The organism is Candidatus Aegiribacteria sp. (assembly GCA_021108435.1).
GTDB lineage: Bacteria > Fermentibacterota > Fermentibacteria > Fermentibacterales > JCC-6 > Aegiribacteria.
This window is the reverse complement of the sequence record JAIOQY010000120.1, coordinates 1-17,283: the sequence shown is the minus strand read 5'-3', so window position 1 is coordinate 17,283 and position 17,283 is coordinate 1. Positions and strand designations below refer to the sequence as shown.

General features: G+C 46.5%; 14 protein-coding genes. 9 read left to right on the top strand and 5 right to left on the bottom strand.

Annotated features, from left to right (window positions below; genetic code table 11):
- On the bottom strand, positions 1 to 1,144 hold a 1,144-nt coding region (locus tag K8R76_06920; GenBank protein ID MCD4847904.1), incomplete at its 3' end, for a glycosyltransferase.
- 135 nt (positions 1,145 to 1,279) lie between these two features.
- Between K8R76_06920 and K8R76_06915 the strand changes: the two genes are divergently transcribed.
- Positions 1,280 to 2,398: a glycosyltransferase family 4 protein gene (locus tag K8R76_06915; GenBank protein MCD4847903.1), complete on the top strand. Its 1,119-nt coding sequence runs from the start codon at positions 1,280 to 1,282 to the stop codon at positions 2,396 to 2,398.
- A complete protein-coding gene (murJ, locus tag K8R76_06910; GenBank protein ID MCD4847902.1) occupies positions 2,398 to 3,987 on the top strand; it encodes a murein biosynthesis integral membrane protein MurJ in 1,590 nt (529 codons plus the stop codon). The genes K8R76_06915 and murJ overlap by 1 nt, the downstream gene beginning before the upstream one ends.
- On the opposite strand, the gene K8R76_06905 is transcribed toward murJ, so the two are convergent.
- From K8R76_06905 to K8R76_06890, 4 genes are read right to left on the bottom strand one after another with little or no spacing between them, the layout of a single operon-like run.
- Entirely contained in the window at positions 3,973 to 4,995 is a 1,023-nt protein-coding gene (locus K8R76_06905) for a hypothetical protein (protein MCD4847901.1), read from the bottom strand. The two genes, murJ and K8R76_06905, sit on opposite strands and share 15 nt — an antisense overlap.
- Positions 4,992 to 6,425, bottom strand: a complete 1,434-nt coding sequence (locus tag K8R76_06900; GenBank protein MCD4847900.1) for a hypothetical protein — start codon at positions 6,423 to 6,425, stop codon at positions 4,992 to 4,994. Before K8R76_06900 ends, K8R76_06905 begins: the two co-directional genes overlap by 4 nt.
- The gene (locus tag K8R76_06895) at positions 6,418 to 6,732 is read right to left on the bottom strand and encodes a hypothetical protein (GenBank protein MCD4847899.1); all 315 of its coding nucleotides are present in this window, start codon (positions 6,730 to 6,732) and stop codon (positions 6,418 to 6,420) included. The genes K8R76_06900 and K8R76_06895 overlap by 8 nt, the downstream gene beginning before the upstream one ends.
- Positions 6,733 to 6,736: 4 nt before the next feature.
- Positions 6,737 to 8,839, bottom strand: a complete 2,103-nt coding sequence (locus tag K8R76_06890) for a GreA/GreB family elongation factor (protein ID MCD4847898.1) — start codon at positions 8,837 to 8,839, stop codon at positions 6,737 to 6,739.
- Between the two features lie 87 nt (positions 8,840 to 8,926).
- Between K8R76_06890 and K8R76_06885 the strand changes: the two genes are divergently transcribed.
- The 7 genes from K8R76_06885 (at position 8,927) to K8R76_06855 (ending at position 17,198) form a co-directional block, all read left to right on the top strand.
- Positions 8,927 to 9,823, top strand: a complete 897-nt coding sequence (locus tag K8R76_06885; protein ID MCD4847897.1) for a hypothetical protein — start codon at positions 8,927 to 8,929, stop codon at positions 9,821 to 9,823.
- Positions 9,816 to 10,523 carry an HAD-IB family phosphatase gene (locus K8R76_06880; GenBank protein MCD4847896.1) on the top strand — a complete coding sequence of 236 codons (708 nt, stop codon included), beginning with the start codon at positions 9,816 to 9,818 and terminating at the stop codon, positions 10,521 to 10,523. The genes K8R76_06885 and K8R76_06880 overlap by 8 nt, the downstream gene beginning before the upstream one ends.
- A gap of 136 nt (positions 10,524 to 10,659) precedes the next feature.
- Positions 10,660 to 11,535: a tRNA 4-thiouridine(8) synthase ThiI gene (locus tag K8R76_06875; GenBank protein MCD4847895.1), complete on the top strand. Its 876-nt coding sequence runs from the start codon at positions 10,660 to 10,662 to the stop codon at positions 11,533 to 11,535.
- Between the two features lie 241 nt (positions 11,536 to 11,776).
- On the top strand, positions 11,777 to 13,576 hold the full coding sequence (locus tag K8R76_06870) for an ABC transporter ATP-binding protein/permease (protein ID MCD4847894.1): 1,800 nt from the start codon (positions 11,777 to 11,779) through the stop codon (positions 13,574 to 13,576).
- Positions 13,494 to 15,296 carry an ABC transporter ATP-binding protein/permease gene (locus K8R76_06865; GenBank protein ID MCD4847893.1) on the top strand — a complete coding sequence of 601 codons (1,803 nt, stop codon included), beginning with the start codon at positions 13,494 to 13,496 and terminating at the stop codon, positions 15,294 to 15,296. Before K8R76_06870 ends, K8R76_06865 begins: the two co-directional genes overlap by 83 nt.
- Before the next feature lie 23 nt (positions 15,297 to 15,319).
- Positions 15,320 to 16,267 carry a radical SAM protein gene (locus K8R76_06860; GenBank protein MCD4847892.1) on the top strand — a complete coding sequence of 316 codons (948 nt, stop codon included), beginning with the start codon at positions 15,320 to 15,322 and terminating at the stop codon, positions 16,265 to 16,267.
- An 85-nt stretch (positions 16,268 to 16,352) separates the two neighbouring features.
- Positions 16,353 to 17,198, top strand: coding sequence for a T9SS type A sorting domain-containing protein (locus K8R76_06855; GenBank protein ID MCD4847891.1), 846 nt, complete (start codon positions 16,353 to 16,355; stop codon positions 17,196 to 17,198).
- Positions 17,199 to 17,283 lie beyond the last annotated feature (85 nt).

Genomic DNA, 17,283 nt, shown 5'->3' with positions numbered 1-17,283 from the left:
TGGCGATTTTCTCCGCTTCAGCCCACATAGCTCTTTCTCTGACAACAAATTCTCTGCCATTAGCAGATATTCTGTTCAAGCGTGAAATGGACATACTCAATATGGACGAGATGCCGCCAGCTATACCGGAGATGGATCTTGGTACCAGAAGACCGGTCACACCGTCATCCACGTTCTCGATAAAACCGCCCTGATTAACAGCTATTACCGGGCACCCGCATGCCATGGCTTCAATCGGTACCAATCCGTATGGTTCGTTCTGAGCTGCACAGACAACGGCGGTTGCGTTTCTATACAGCCCGATGAGTTCTCTGTCCTGAATTCCCTGAAGAATGCGCAGATTTACATGACACCTTTTTGCGAAGGTCATGAGTTTCTCAGCATATTTGCCAGTACTTCTGTCGGCGACCACAATAAGTTCGAGATGGTCATCTCCGGGGATCTTTTTAAGCGCTTCAATTATCAGGTGATGACCCTTGAACGGAGATAGGGCTCCGACGGATAGAAAAAAGGAACTCTGCCTTTGCCGGTCTCCGGGGGAGAATATCTCAGCATTGATTCCCGGACGGACAATAAAAGGTTCCCTTCCATAAATTGACGCGATTCTGGGACTCATGAAAGACGAATTGGCAATAAGAATATCCGCAGACCTGGCTGCTTTCAGGTCCATTCGCTTCTCCCTGCGGAGAACAGGCAGAATCAGGAGATCCGTCAGCCTGTTTCTGGATTTGGAAAGGTTCTTCTCATAAAGGCTTCTTGGGAATTCATGACACATATAGACCGTTGGAGAGGATACCTGAAAAAGAAGCGGAGGAGCGGAGACAACCATCGATGAGCAGGAAAAGACTGCATTTACTTCATCCCTTTCCATCTCTCCCGCCACGGAAGAACAAAGGCTGGTAAAGGCGGACAGCTTTTTCCACAGTAGATAAGGGGCGAAGATTTTTTCCCGCGGACTCAGACTTCTACTTTCCGGAAAGGGGTGAACATTCAGAGGCACTCCGGCATCGGGACTAAGAACAGCTGATCCTTCAGGGAAGTGAATTGACCATCTGAATCTGTTCCTGAGGTTGAATATATGCTGACCGGCAATCCGCACAGCCCCGCCTGTTGGCAGGTTATGAAAAAAACCGACTTTCAGCATGCAAGCCCCCTTCGTTATACATTCTTCGAAGGAATATCATATACCGTGTGGTCATTTACCAGGAAGAGGAGTAAATTCATTCATGCGATGAAAAGATGGATATATGGATGATATCTCCCTAGGAGGAAAAATGATATGCGGATAGGTATGGAAATCTCACCGCTTATCTGGGAGATGTCCGGAATACCAAACTACATTCTGAGGCTGCTTAAAGGACTTGCGTCCATCGACAGTGAGAACGAATACTTCCTTTACACAAACCGTCCAATTCCATTTGATATGGGATTGCCTGGCAATTTCAGAGAAGTTGTTCTGAGCAGACCTTCTCCACACTTTCAGCTATGGTTCCAGCTTGCCTTGCCTCTTCGACTGAAGAAGGACAGAATTGATCTTTTTCACGGGCTTTATTATCGACTACCCATGGTGCTTCCTGTTCCAGGCGTCCTTACGGTCCATGACCTTTCGGGATATCTTTATCCGGAGCTTCATACAGGGAAAGCTCATCTGGTTAATCTTATGTATCCATTTTTTGTGAAGAAAGCATCGAGGATAATAGCGGTTTCCGAATTCACTGCAAGAGAACTGGAAAAGAGTTTTCCGGGTGCTTCTGGAAAAATCACCGTTATTCATGAAGCTCCTCCTCCGGAGTACACACCGATTCGAGATGAAATCATGCTGGAAAAGGTTCGGAAGAGGTTTTCTCTTCCGGAGCGGTTCTTTCTATTCCTTGGAACTCTTGAGCCGCGAAAAAACCTCACAGTTCTGCTGGATGCTTTTTACAGTGTGGCTGATTCTATTCCACAGTCACTGGTCATTTCAGGTGGTACCGGCTGGAAAACAGAACACATTTTCGAGAAACTGCAAGATGGAATAACGGAGGGAAAAGTATTCCTGACAGGACATATAGACAGCGCGGATGTACAGGCTCTTCTTTCGATGGCCGAATTTTTCGTTTACCCTTCTCTTTACGAAGGATTTGGTCTTCCAGTTCTTGAATCGATGGCCTGTGGCACGCCCGTGATAACATCGAGCGTTTCATCAATGCCCGAAATTTCGGGAAACGCGGCGCTTCTGGCTGATCCTGTTTCAAAGGACAGTATCGCTGAAGCAATCAGAACGATGGCGCTGGATAGTGTCAGAAGGAAGGAATTCTCAGAGAAAGGGTTGAAAAGAGCAGGCAAGTTCAGCTGGAGGAGAGCGTCCGAAAAAACAATGGATGTATACAGATCTCTTCCGGTCTGGAAGCAGGATTGATGTCCAGGAAAATTCTGAAGTGGTTTGGTTCATCGAAGGGCAGGGGCAGCGGTTTTTCCCTGATGTCCTTCGGGAATTTCATAGCGGCTGTATTCACCTATCTAAGGCAGGTGGAGATAGCGAGAGTATTCGGTACTTCATGGAAGACAGACGCATTTGCTGTTTCCCTGGTATTTCCTGTTCTTGTGAGAGAGATTATATCACATTCCATTGGCGCAACATTCATCCCGATCTACTTGAGTGTAAAAGAACAGAAGGGTGATCTGGCCGCTGAAACTCTTCTCAACAGAATACTGACCTGGACCGGACTTGCAGGATTGATCCTCTCCGGGGCATTGTTCTTTCTAAGCAGACATCTCGTCTTTGCGGTTGGACCCGGTCTGGATCAGGAAGCGCTTTCTCTTGCTTCCGTCATGCTTTCAATAATGCTGCCCGTCCTTGTCCTCAGTGCTCTCAGCGGCGTTCTACAGGGGTTGTGCAACTCTGAGAAACGTTATGGTCTGACATCCATTCTAAGAGTGGTTGAAATCAGCACTTCACTGGTAATAGTACTCCTTCTGAGCAGGTCTGCCGGAATCATGGCTCTTCCGCTGTCCGTGCTCACCGGTTCCATCGGGATGTTTGTCGTGCTTCTTATTATCACATGGAGGCTTCACCACTCGTACCGCATAGAGCTGAATCCCGTGGATCCGGACTTCGCAAAGCAGATAAGGATGGCGCTTCCAATAATCGGCGGGACTGTTTTCGGGTTTCTCGGCCCTGTTGCTGACAAGATTCTTGCATCATTTCTCAGAGAGAGCAGCGTTACAGCTCTTGAATACGCCAACAGAATAGTTAAAATTCTTTTTTCCATTTTACTGCTGCCAATTTCTACGCTTGCTAACGTTTCCCTCTCATCCCTGTCGGCAAGAAAAAATGCAGGATCTTTCAGAGAAGAACTGAAAAGCCTTCTCAACTGGAACTCATCCCTGATGATTCCCGGATCTGTAATTCTTATGGTTCTTTCCGTACCCCTGGTTTCTCTTCTGTTCCAGAGAGGAGAATTCAGTATAAGTGATTCTCGCATGGTTGCGTATTCATTGATGTTCTATGCGCCATGGCTTTCATCCTTCAGCTTCGGCTCTGTTATATCAAGAGCGTTTTTCGCTTTGAAGGATACAATGACACCTGTTCTTATAGGTATTTGGGGAATGATAGTGAATGTCCTGCTCAATTTCATTCTTATTGCTCCGCTGGGAATTGGAGGACTTGCTCTGGGCACAACGATTTCATCATCCGCGAAAGTTGTGCTGCTCCTCTATTTCCTTCGGAAGAAGACAGGGAATATTCAGGGAAGAGACCTTGCCGTTGAACACCTGAAGATATTTCTCGGAGTTGCAGCAATGGCGGGAACTATGCTTCTTATGAAACAGATAGCACCGTATGACCTGCATGCCGGATTCGTGGATAAATCAGGGAAAGTGATTCTGTATCTTGCTTCAGGAACAACGGTATATATCGCCCTGATGATCTCTCTGGGATCAGAGGTATCCCGTACGATACTCCGAAAGATAAAGACCCTTAAAAATAATCGGTCAGATAAGCCCTGATTCTTCAAGGATTTCCCTGAAACGCTGTCTTGCATGAGTAACATGATAATATTTTAAAGCGAAATCTCTTCCTTTTCTCCTTCTATCAAGAGTCTCATGCCAATGCTTCGCGGTGTCATCAATACATGCAGCCAGTTCTTCGGGTGTCTCAAAAATTCCTGTAAGTTCGGGAGCTTCGATCGCGAGATGGGTCCAGGGCATAACCAGAGGATAGATACCTGAAGCCTGATATTCAGGAACTTTCATCTGATAGATTTCCTGAACCTTCCTGTAACAGGCAACTCCTATCTGGAAACGGTTCAGAAAAGCGGGCAGTTCGGTGCGGAGAACAGGTTCGTGATATGTCAGTTTTCCTCCGGAAGAAGCACATGCTCTTTCTATTTCTTTCCTGAGAGGGCCATCTCCTGCGATTGTACCATTAAGAGAAGATTTCATAACCCCTTCGATAAAAAGCATTGGGCGGCGAATGCTGTCCAGAGACGAGACAAGCACTACTTCTTTCGCTGACGGATGTTCAATGTATGTGAAGCGATCAAGATCTTCCGTATGGGGAAGAACCTCAACTCCCGGAATACTGACACTGGGGCAGAGAGTGGCGAAGAGAGCACCATTCAGCAGACGTTCTATTTCCGCAGGTGGTGTGGTGATCGGCTGCGTATGAATCCTGAGAGCATAAGGCAATCCCAGAGAGATACACCTTCGAGCGGAGAGCATATCCAGGCATAGCACGAAATCCGGCTGGAATACTCTGAACTCCCTCATGATAGTAAGACCAAAAGCAATTTCGGATACTTTTTTCGAGAGCCTGCCCTTTAGACCGGATACGGAATTATTCCTGAAAATCATCCGAAGTCCATGAACAGGGATACCTTCCAGTTCATAGTGACCACCGAAGCCTCTTGCGGCTACGTATCTGACATCATGATCCTTCTCCAGGAGATCAAGAGGAGTTGTCCATCCGCCTGAGTATCCCGGGAGTGTATGGTAGGTTGCGACAAGTACTTTCACGCAGTATTCCCCGTTCTGCTGAAAACGGATATCGATGCAAGCAGAATGCCGATATAAAGCCAGAAGAAACTGCTTGTCTGCGGCCAGCAGAGGAAATTATCCATAATCTGGTGTATTCCGAATCCCAGAAGCCCGGCGCTTAGACCGATACCCCATGGGAAAGGAGCTTTCCTGATAGCTTTGAGTGAGGCAGATATCACAGCGAGGATGATCAGGCATAATGAACTCAGTGAAATCAATCCTCCCCGAACTGCATGAGTCAGGAAAAGGCTGTTGAGTCCTCCGAAGTGACTGATGGATTCGGTGCTTACAGAATGTCTTATCTCCCAGAAGCTGTAGATTCTTGTATTTCCCCAGAAAAATTCTTCTGCTCCCCAGCCGACACCTGTAACAGGTGAATCGAGGAATTGATTCCATAAACCCCTGTAAGTAACATGTCGGTGAAGAAGAGTGGGCTGGTTAATCAATTCTCCGGGATTCATGAAGAAACTCATTTGACGTTCAAATACATCCGCGTTCTTCACAAGAAATCCAACAAAGAGAATACTTATCAGGACAGGTATCCACAGACGTTTTCTGAATTGATAGATAAGCACAGCTCCGACTCCGACCGCCATAGAGAAAAGCCCTCCTCTGGAAAAAGTGAACAAAACAGACAGAATTCCCAGAAGAGCAGCTATCAGAGCGGTAACCCGCCATTTTATTGATTTTTCCCAGAGTCCGAGCGCTACCGCTACGGGAATCGCCAGCTCCAGGTATCCTGCAAAAACGTTTGCATTACCCAGGAAAGATGACACTCTGCCTTTGTACAGATATCCGATGGATATGTCCACCCTTGAAAAGCCCGGAATTGACATGTATTCAACAATCCCGGCAGCTCCCGCCAGTAGAAGGGTCAGAACAAGGCCTCGCAACAGCCGGAGAAGATTTTCCTCAGTACGGCAGAGATCGGGAACCATGAAAATCAGCGGCATGAAAAGAAATACACTGCTTCCCTCTCTTACTGCATTCGGTAAGTATTGGCCATGTATCTGCACGGAGATTGCTACACTGATTATCTGAAGAACCAGTGCTATGAAAACCAGCTTTACCGCAAAGGAAAAGCGAGGAAGAGGTTCGTTCCACGCAACTTTGTCCACAATGTAGAAACAGAAGAAACCGAATACTGCCAGAGTCAGAACAGAGGGGTTAAATACTCCCACAGATATGGTTCCCCCCCCCAGAAGGAAGACCAGAGGTAAAAAGGGCAGCCAGAATGCAGGTCGCGGTTTCATAACGATAAAAATCCCGCCAAGGATCGTACCCACAATGGCGAACCGTAGAGCTTTCGGATAGTGCAGGCAAATCATCAGGTAACATGCGGTCAGTAAAAGCAGCAGAATTGATCCTCGAAGCCCGAGATGACATTTCCCGGATAACAATTTAATCAATTTCTTTTCGCTTCTGCTTCAGTTTGTGATCCGGATCTCCAAATAGTTTATTGAAACTGTCCTTTGCGTCTGAGGTGTCGTTAGACAGAGAAGAAGGAGACCGGTATTCAGGCATGTACTCCTCGCAGAAATTAATACCCCCTCTGTCCCGCACGGCTTCAGTAGTCAGAGAACGGCATTTTTCAGCTTTATGGTCGTAGATACTGCACTGAATACATGTGTGGAGATAGCTTCCACAGCTTTCGCAATAAGCTTTGAATCCAATGGTCTCAGAATGATGTTCAGTACCGCATTTCTGGCAGATCATCTTCTTAAAGATCCTCCAGTATATCCAGGGAGACTATCCTCCACTTTTCATCACCGGTTCCAGGAAGCATGACGGTATCTCCCTGTGATTTTCCGAGAACTGTTTTCCCAAGGGGAGCCCTGTAATTGATTTTCCCTTTTTCCGGATCAGCGTCCAGCGGTCCCACAATATCAAACACACGTCTGGAGTTCGAATCCACTGAGCTTTCAAGCACAACTTTTATTCCAGGGGAAACAATCGAAGCGCTTATCTCCGATGCAGGATAAACCTGGTACTTATCAAGCTCTTCGTTCCATCTTCGAAGCCTGTCAAGAAGCAGATCCCGCTTCTCTATTGCGGCAGCATATTCCGCGTTCTCTGAAAGATCTCCATGGGACGCGGCCTCCCCTATAGCATCCGCAGCAGCAGGAATGTCAACCCTCTTCAAATGGAGGATATCCGCCTTTCGTTTGTCGATAGCTTTTTTACTGGAAAAGAGTGAATCAGACTCCCAGAAGTGCTGTTTCAACGATTTAATGGCTCCCGTTTCTTTCCTTCGCGAAATCTCTCTTCCGATTGCAAGAAACAGACCGAAACGGTGAATGATGGAACTGCTATCGAAACAATCGAGATAATCACTTAATTTTCGTGTATCAATTGAAGACAGGTATCCATTCAGTTTCTCTTTCAGGGAACCCATGAGAAGAACAATTACTTTTTTCTGGGTATCCGCTTTGGCGAAGATAAGATAGTCCATGAACAGCTTAATCTGTTTTTCATCGAAAGGTGTTTCATCAAAACCTTCATGTGTAGCCAGAAAACAGAGAGCCCAGAGAAACCGGTCTGTTTCAGAAGGATCAGACAGAAAAGACCCGATGCATTCGTTCAGCAGTTCAGGATCAGCTTTCTCGAGGAGTTTTACGCAATGTTCCCAGGGCGATCTTTTCAGCTTCATCATAAGCCGGAGTTTTTCGCTCCGGTCTGCTTTGCCCGAGAGAAAGAGTTCGAGGTACAATTTTCTGCAGGATGGTGAATGAATTTCGGAGACAGCTCTCAAACCCCTTGCAGAGGTCTTTTCAATATAATTCGAAGCAATTTCCATGAAATCATCTGCTTTACCGTTCCCGGTAAGTGTCCATGACAGTTCGAAAAGAGAACCTGTTTCCGGGCTGGAAATTTCTTTCACATCAGCAAGCAGATCAGCAACCATGACGGAGTTGACTGCTCCTGATGATTTCAGGAGGGCCTGGATTTCTCTTGTCTTGTCCGAGACGGGACATTTTCTGCGATTGATGATACTGCGAATCTGGTCATACTCTTTGATAGTTTCATTCCTGAGTACAATACGTTCTCCGAGATCAACGAAGCCCGGCGTAACAGATGCTGCTTTCCTCATACGCTTCCATGCTTCTGTATTCTTGATTTCAGAATCCTTAAAAACAGGAGTCAGGTCCTGAAGAGTTATTTCCTGCGGATTTCCGAACGGTTCCTGGAAAAGCCTCTTCAGAAACTCTGCCGGAGAGTTGTCGAAGAGATGAAGAAAGCCAGACGGATCACACCATCTCAAGACGGTTAGAGAATCAGGCTCAAGAGGAATGGTTGAATCAAGCGCAACATCCAGCTTCATGTCATGATTAGCTGATTTCTGAAAATCGATAGTGATGAAAGTTCTACTTATCCTGATAATGCGCCCAGGACCGAATATATGATGAAAAAGATATTCACCTTCCCTGTAGTGCATAAGATTCCGGAACTTCTTCCATGAGATATCAACTTGAGCGTCCTTCACTGCCAGACCGCTTAATTTCAGAAAATTCTCCAGAGGCTGGAACATGAGATACTCGTCTCTGAGAGATTCTATCAGTGCTTTTCTGAGGGATTCGGATTGACTGAAAATATAAGCGGATTTTCTGAGCAGATCTGATATCTTATCAGTCCCGCTGATCTCCATCTCCTCGATTGTCAGATCAAGCAGTTCCCTGGCAAGAGTGTCCTTATTGTTCTGCTTCAGAACAGAAAAAACCGTGATCATTTCCTCAACAGAGATTTCCTCTGAGAGAGATTCAAACCAGAGATCGGTCAGGATATCATATTTTTCTGCCCTTGCGGCATCAGCTATTTTGGACAATCTTCCTCCTGTGCATCAATTGCAGAAGATAATACACTTCGATAGCTCTTGGTTAGAGTAGGATTGTGAAATTAAGGAGGGCTTATCTTGGCTGAAAAAGAGAAATCAGGAGAGAAACTCAACAGAAGACAATTTCTGAGTAAAACAGGCAAACTGGGTGGAGCTCTGCTATTTTCATCTATAGCAGGCAGAGCACTTGCCGGGGAATGGGAACAGGGAATGGATGAATTCTGGACAGAAGGAACGTTTCATCAGACAAAAGTAGACGCTTCCGGGGAGGCTTCAGGAATTATCAGAGCCTATCTTGATGGCAGATGGGATGAATTCCGGACAATCGAACTCCCGCAGCAGTTCATGGACTGGAATCTTTCCGCCCGCCTTGATGTCCTTGAGAGTATATCTCTCATGTTCAGGGGCGAGGGAGGATCACCTCCTTCTCTGGCGGGACCGCATAACGCCGCGATGGCGACATGGGGAGCGGAGCGTGCTGACAGCAGACTGGAAATAAATAACGCTTTCAAAGGAATGGGACTCTGTCCTAGAAGAGAAATCATAAAGGATCTTCTGGAGGAAATGGAAGACCTGTTATCCGGAGGAATGGGGCCAAGACTCAATTTCCTGGTTAATCTCTACTCGGATGCGGATAATTTTGATCTGACAAAAATGATTTCACTGGAGCTTTACAGTACACCTGAGTTTGAAACGCACACATTTCTGAATCTGATGGAAAGACCAACAACCTCACTCGTATTTCTTGACAGCAAATCATACGAAGTCAGAGGAATCGGACAACTTGTTGCTCCAAATGATTCAGAAGCAAGTGACTATGCATTAGATATAGTTAAATACACCAATATGGCTCATACACTGTTCCATGGGGAATTTCCCAGGATGTATCCTGGAATTCTTGTTCATATTACTGCTGTATTCGATAATACGCCTGGCTCCGGTCGAGGAGTGAGGATAGCGCCGCCGCTTGTGTAACACAGCGAATAAGCAGATAAAGGTTCCCGGTAGTGCAGTTCCAGAGATGTGTTTTGTTGATCTGGATGGTACTCTGCTTTCCATATCGTCCGAAAAACTTTTTCTCAAACGTCTGCTGAAAAAACGAATACTGTCTCTGCATGGCTTACTTCGATTTTTGCTTTCCTATGCGCTTCACCCTATCCGGACACTTCGAGAAGGAAAAGGGTGGAACAGAACATATCTGTTGGATATTTCCCCTGAGACAGTGAAAACCGAGGCGAGGAAACTGGCAGAAGAACTTGCCAGGAACAGACTGCACAGCTGGACAGCCGCATTTATTAGGGAATTGAGCGAAGCGGGCAGCAGAATCGTAATCCTGTCCGCTTCCCTGGAATACATAGCGGGGGTTATCGCAGAGGAGCTTTCAGCGGATCTTATTTTTGCCAGCATTCCTGAAATCATTGATAACAGGTTCAGTGGAAATCTCACAGGATTACGTCCCTGGGGGCGGAACAAGGCCATACTGATGAAACAGATATGCGAGAAAGAAGGAATTAATCGCGATAACTGTATTGCGGTAGGAGATTCCTGGGCAGACAGATTCGTCATGAGGCAGTGCGGATCGGCAGTTGCGGTATGTCCCGACGGAAGGCTGCTGAAACTGGCGAAGAGCAAAGGATGGAAAATCATAGAAGGATCGCACATCAGATGGGCATAAGAGCTCTAGGAGCTTTTTCCGGCGGTCTTGACAGTATGATCGCAGAGGAAATAGTGACATGCACTACGTTGCGTGTCACGTTATTTTCTCTGTTGACACTGTCATGTGAGCGGAGAAACAGAGAGCGAGAAGCTGTATGATTATAAGAGCTCTCGGTGCTTTCTCCGGCGGTCTTGACAGTATGATTGCAGCGAAGGTTCTTCTGGACCAGCACATCGAAGTCGAGGCTGTATCATTTTCCAGTCCGTTCTTTGAGTCCGACGCTGGTCGAACAGGAGCAGTGCAGCTCGGAATATCCTGGCGTGAGATCGACTATTCCGCTACAATAATGTCTCTGCTTGTTAATCCTCCCAGCGGGTTCGGGAATAACTGCAACCCATGCATAGACTGCCATGCCGGGATGTTCAGGAAACTGGGCGAAATTGCTTCCGCTGAAGGATTCGATTTCATATTCTCAGGAGAAGTAGCAGGACAGCGACCGATGTCCCAGAACAGGGGGTCGCTTAACAGGGTCGCGAGGCTGTCCGGTTTCAAGGAAATCCTGCTGAGGCCGCTTTCCGCAAAGCTTCTTCCCCCTACAGACCCTGAGAAAAGAGGACTTGTCGACAGGAGCAGACTCCTCCGACTGTCAGGAAGAAGCAGGAAACCGCAGATACTGATCGCTGAGGAACATGGATTTCAATACAAGCCACCCGGAGGCGGATGCCTTCTGACTGATCCTAACTACTGTTCAAGATTGAAAATGCTGATGGATATCCCCGGTCTGTTAACCGAACTCAACTCGCGGCTTATCAGGTACGGAAGAATATTCAGATTATCTGAGGATACCATAGGGCTTGTCGGTCGTTCGGAGGAGGATAACGAGCGGCTTGAGGATTTAGCGCAAAAAGGAGGAAAAATCACTTATGCTCTGCCTGACAGACCCGGTCCCACAGGAGTCCTGATCGGAGATAAGAATAATCTTGAAGAACTGAAAACCCTGGTCAAAGCAAGGGTCAAACCTTGTATTTAGACATTATTACCCTAAATCAGTAAAAATCACTAATAAAATCTTTCATACAAGCAAATAAAAACATTCAACCTTGACATTTTCAAAAAATCCTGCATTAATACTCTTCCTCAAGCGAAGGGCATCACTATGATCAAGAATCGAATTCAGTAATCAGAAGCTGATCTTTTCAGGCGGAGATACTCCGCATAGTTCTCCTGAAAAAAATTGATCCCGTGTAAATAACGATTAAAGGTATATTACGATGCACTTTCACTTTGACGAAATTCCGGATGATGCGAACATTTCAAGAACATCAACAGCTGTTGTTCTGCGGAAAATGCTGCCATTCCTGAAACCACATAAAAAAGCATTCGCTCTTGCCGCTCTTCTCCTTCTGTTATCAGTAGCCGGAGAGCTTGCGGGCCCGCTTATTCTCAGGATGGTGATAGATAATGCGATTCCTCAGAAGTCAGTCAGAGATATAATCTTTTACTCACTTCTGTTCGCGGGGACATTTTCCTTTGCCATGATTCTCTCCTACATTCAGGTCATTATCGCAACGAAAATAGGGTTGGCGGTTGTGAGAGATCTCAAAGAAAAAGTGTTTCGCCATATGCTTTCTCTTTCTCTTTCTTTCTTTGACAAACACCCCACAGGAAAACTGATGGCAAGGGTAGAGAGTGATTCAGAGAGAGTCAGGATGCTGTTCAGTGACGTTTCGATGGCTCTGCTGAGGAATGTGGCAATGGTTGGCGGAACAATTGGTATCATGATGATCGCGGATGCAACAATTACGATTTGGATTCTTCTGCTTCTGTTTCCAATTATCCTTTTGACCGTTCCTGTCCTGAAGCATATGAGAAAACTCTACAGGAGAGTGAGAGCTGCCTATGCACGGATATCCGGATTCATTTCCGAGTATGTAAGATCAGTTCCTGTGCTTCAGGTGTTCGGAGCGACCGGAATGGCTGCCGGGAGAGTACACCTCGAAGGAAAACGTTACCTGAACAGAGAAATACGTGCTTACTTCTGGGAATATGGTTTCTGGAGTTTTCTCGGGAGCTGTGAAATTGTTGCCGTGGTTATCATTCTTATATCCGGTCGGGCAGGCGTTATCTCGGGAGCCGTAAGTATCGGAACGGTAGTTATGTTCGTCGAGTATACAAGACGCCTCTTCGGTCCTGTGGTGATGTTCTCCGAAACACTGAACATGGTTCAGAGAGCTGCTGCTTCCGCAGAAAGGCTGTTCGATATTCTTTCGACTGAAACCCTTACTCCTGACGGCCATCTTGAGGAAACTGATTTTCCTGATGACTGGGCGGAAATCCGTTTTGAAAATGTCTGGTTCTCCTACTCAGAGGATAATCAGGCTCTCAAGAATATCAGTTTCTCGATACCTAAAGGGAAAATGGTTGCTCTTGTCGGAGCAAGCGGAGGAGGAAAAAGCACAGTTGTAAGCCTGCTCATGAGATTCTACGAACCGACAAATGGAAGAATCACAATAGATGGAATTGATATAAGAGATTTCCGACTTGATGTGTGGCGGAGGAGGCTCGGACTTGTACTGCAGAATGTGAATCTCTTTTCCGGAACCCTCTCAGAGAATCTGACAGTATTCAGGCGGGATATTCCCCTGGAAAACCAGATCAAGGCACTGGGGACAATCGAAGCCGAGGACATTCTGGAGCGAATCCCAGGTGGACTGGACGGAAAGATCAGCGAAGGCGGTTTGAATCTTTCAATGGGTCAGCGCCAGTTGATCAACTACGCGAGAGCAGTACTGAGAGAACCGGAATTACTCATTCTGGACGAGGCTACATCATCAGTTGATCCTGGAACAGAAAAAAGAATACAAAGGTCTACAGACCTTATCATAAAGGATAGAACAGCTCTTGTTGTCGCACACAGGCTCAGCACAGTTACTCACGCCTCCACCATAATCGTCGTGCAGCATGGAGAGATTGTAGAACAGGGAACGCATGAAGAGCTTCTTCGGCATAAAGGGGCTTACGCCGGTCTGTGCAGGCTGCAGCTGGAAGGAGACAGCCATGCCCGGATATAGAAGTTACCTCTCGTGGATAATGGGTTTCTGGAAACCACACAGGAAACACCTTGTGATTTTGGTATTTTTTACTCTTATTTCCACCGTTGTTGCTCTGAGCTTCCCTCTGGTATTCCGCTATCTCCTTGATCACGTTCAGGAAGTCCTGGGAGAAACCGACGGTAATGGAGAATTCAGGAAAATAATTCTCATCCTTGGAGCGCTGGCATTTGCGCGGTTTATTGCAGGTCTCTATCCCGGAGCAAGAGCGTGGCTCAACAGCAAGATCGGTCTGGATGTACGGGACAAAGTCTTCTCCAGCCTGATGAAGAAAGACTACAGTTTCTGGAATAAGTTCCGGCCGGGAGATATTACTACAAGGCTTACCGATGATATCGTGGACTACCCCAGGATTGCATGGTTCAGTTGTTCAGCAGTTTTCCGGGCGCTTGAGTCATCGTCCAGGCTGGTTTTCTGCCTGGGAGTGATGTTCTTTATGAGCTGGGAGCTTACGCTGATATCCCTTGTTCCCCTTCCGGTGATGTTTCTGATCTTTTCAAAGGTGGAACATAAACTTAGAAAAAGAGTGGAAGAGAGCAGGAAAACTACAAGTCATACTGGTGATCTGCTGGATAGCACTTTTGCGGGAATTCCCATTATCAAAGCATACAACGCGGAAGAGGGACAGGCAGGTAGACTTCGGGATCTGCTGAACAGGCGATTGGAAATTGATCTGTCAATAACCAGACTGATAATGATTCTTCATGGTGTATACAGTGTTATCGGGCAGGTGGGAAAAATAACAGTTATGCTGTTAGGCGGCCTGTTCGTTATCTGGAACAGGATAGGGATAGGTGAGTTTTACGCGTTCTACGTTTACCTCGATATGCTTCTGGCTCCCATGATGGATATTCCGAACCTGTTTGTGACCTCAAGGCAGGCTTTTGCGTCAATAGACAGAGAAATGGAAATACTGGATTTCCCCAATACGCAGGACTGGACCGGATCCATCGGTATTGGAGGAATATTCGACCTTATACTCGAGTCAGCAGGTTTCCTCTATCCTGATACAGGAGCTGGCGTGACAGACCTGAACCTGAAGCTTAAAAGTCCCGGCATATACGCTATTGCAGGTGAGGTTGGCTGCGGGAAATCAACCATTTTGAAAATGATTGCCGGTCTTCTTCCCTGCACTGAAGGAAAAGTGCTTTTCAATGGAATCCCAATGGAAGACATGTCAAAGGAAGACATGGTTTCTGAGATTGGCTATGTCCCGCAGGAATCCGTACTTTTCAGCGAATCGGTGAGAGAGAACGTTAAACTTGGCAGAAAGATATCCGACAGTGAAATAATTGATTCTCTGAGAATTGCCGGACTCGACGGAACAGAACTTGATGCAGGCCCTGAAACTGTCCTGGGTCAGGGTGGAATAGGTGTGAGCGGAGGACAGAAACAGAGAATCGCCATTGCTCGTGCAGTTGCAGGTAAACCATCAGTATTCCTATTAGATGACTGTACAGCCGCTCTTGACGCTGAAAAGGAAGAAGCTTTCTGGAAGGAGCTTACAGCTGCCAGACGAGATTCTCTTGTTCTTGTCGTCACGCACAGGGAAGCAACTGTGCGGAGAAGTAACAAGGTGATATTCATTCATGAGGGTAGATTGAACGCATTTGATACTCATAAGAATCTTCTCCGGGACAATGAACTCTATAGACTTGTTCTCGCAGCGGAGATGGTGTGACATACAAGCCAGGTTATCTCAAAATGCTTGAGAGCGGAGACCTTCATCCGAGGATAACAATGCTTCGACAGCATCTTGAACAATGCCGACTCTGTCCCCGCAATTGCGAAGTTAACCGCATAGCCGGTGAAAGGGGATTCTGCGGAGCGGGAGTAATGATGGAGGTTGCTTCATCCTGTGCGCACATGGGTGAGGAACCTGTGCTTACAGGGAAAGCCGGTGTAGGGAATATTTTTCTCGGTCGGTGTAATTTACGCTGTGTATTCTGTCAGAATCATTCAATCAGTCAGCCTGAAGGATATGTACCGGCAAGATGGGAGAAGACTCCGGAGGAAGTAGCTGAAATGCTTCTGGATTTTCAGAAGCGGGGTTGTAAAACCATCGGTTTTGTATCTCCGACACATTATGCTCCACAGATATTCGAAGCCGTTGCCCTTGCCGCTGAAAAGGGGCTGAGGATACCGCTGATTTACAATAGCAGCGGATACGATTCCCTGGAACTCCTGAAACTGCTTGACGGTCTCGTTGATATATACCTTCCGGATTTTAAGTACTGGGACTCTGATTACGCGGAAAAATATTCGGCAGCGGCGGATTATCCTGAAGCTGCCAGAAAAGCGGTACTTGAGATGCACAGGCAGGTTGGTCAGCTTCGAGCCGATAGCGACGGAGTTGCTCTCCAGGGTTTGATAATCCGCCTGCTGGTCCTTCCAAACAGAATTTCAGGCTCGGGAAAAGTATTGAGATTCATTGCTGAGAAGATCGGTAAGGATACTTTCGTGAGTCTGATGTCTCAGTATAACCCGATGCACCATGCGAAAGAGTATCCTCTTCTTTCAAGAATACTTAAACCATACGAATATTCAGAAATCGAGAAAGTACTTCTATCTCTGGGATTCGAACATGGCTGGACGCAGGATCCGGTAACCTCTCCGAATAACTATCTCCCTGGAAGTGATTTTATACTATAAGAGTTTCATTGACCTGCGATCATAGGTCATGTATTCTCACTAATAGTAGATAATTGCTTTACATTGAGAAGGAAGAAGGTTACAAATGAAGCTGTCACTCTTTTTACTGATACCTATTTTCTGTTTTACAGTAACGGGTCAATGGTTGGAGCAGACTGACTGGTCCGGAGGACCCGGGGAACAGGGGCCGCTGTGGGAGTTCGAAGATACATTCTGGACCAGCTATCAGATAAACTGGTCAACAACAGGCAAATTATTTCTGCAATTCGAGCGGACACAGCAGAATCTTTCTGAATCCTGTCTCCCTGCAACAAGTATATATCCGGATACCGGTACTCTTGAATCATCTATTGCGTGGGTGCCGATGGCAACAAGCTGGGAAATCGTCTGGGGTAATATTGAATGGGTTTCAAATGAGCCTGTGAATACTTCTGTCAGTTTTCAGCTGAGAACAGGTATGACTCCGGTAACGATGGGAGATTGGACCGATCCGATAACGGAATCGGGGACTTACCTCGGTGATATTCTGCCAGACACGATCCTGCTTATCCAGTACAGAGCCATTCTGAATACCACGGATCCAAGCTTAACACCGGAACTGGAGTGGGTTAAGATAGAAGGAATGTATCCCGGAGGAATAGAAGATCCTTTTTCCAGTGGCGATCAATATGAAGCTCTTTCGATAACACCAAATCCATCGTTCGGCTCAGTTACAGTAAATGTGAATCTCTTATCATCCGAATCTTTCGTAAATCTTCGGATGTATGATCTTGCCGGAAAGCTGATCAGAACAGCATTTGAAGGAGAACTGCAGCAGGGCAGCCATTCATTCACAATGAACGATCTCACTTCCGGAATATATTTTGTCAGGCTGGAATCAGATTGTGCGACCGACTTGCGGAAAGTGGTGATTCTGGGAAACTCCCGGTAATTGCCGGGTTAATAAGTTATCCATAAAGCAGGATCAGACGGAAGAGATTCCAGAAGGTCTTCATTGATTACGAGGGAATATTTCT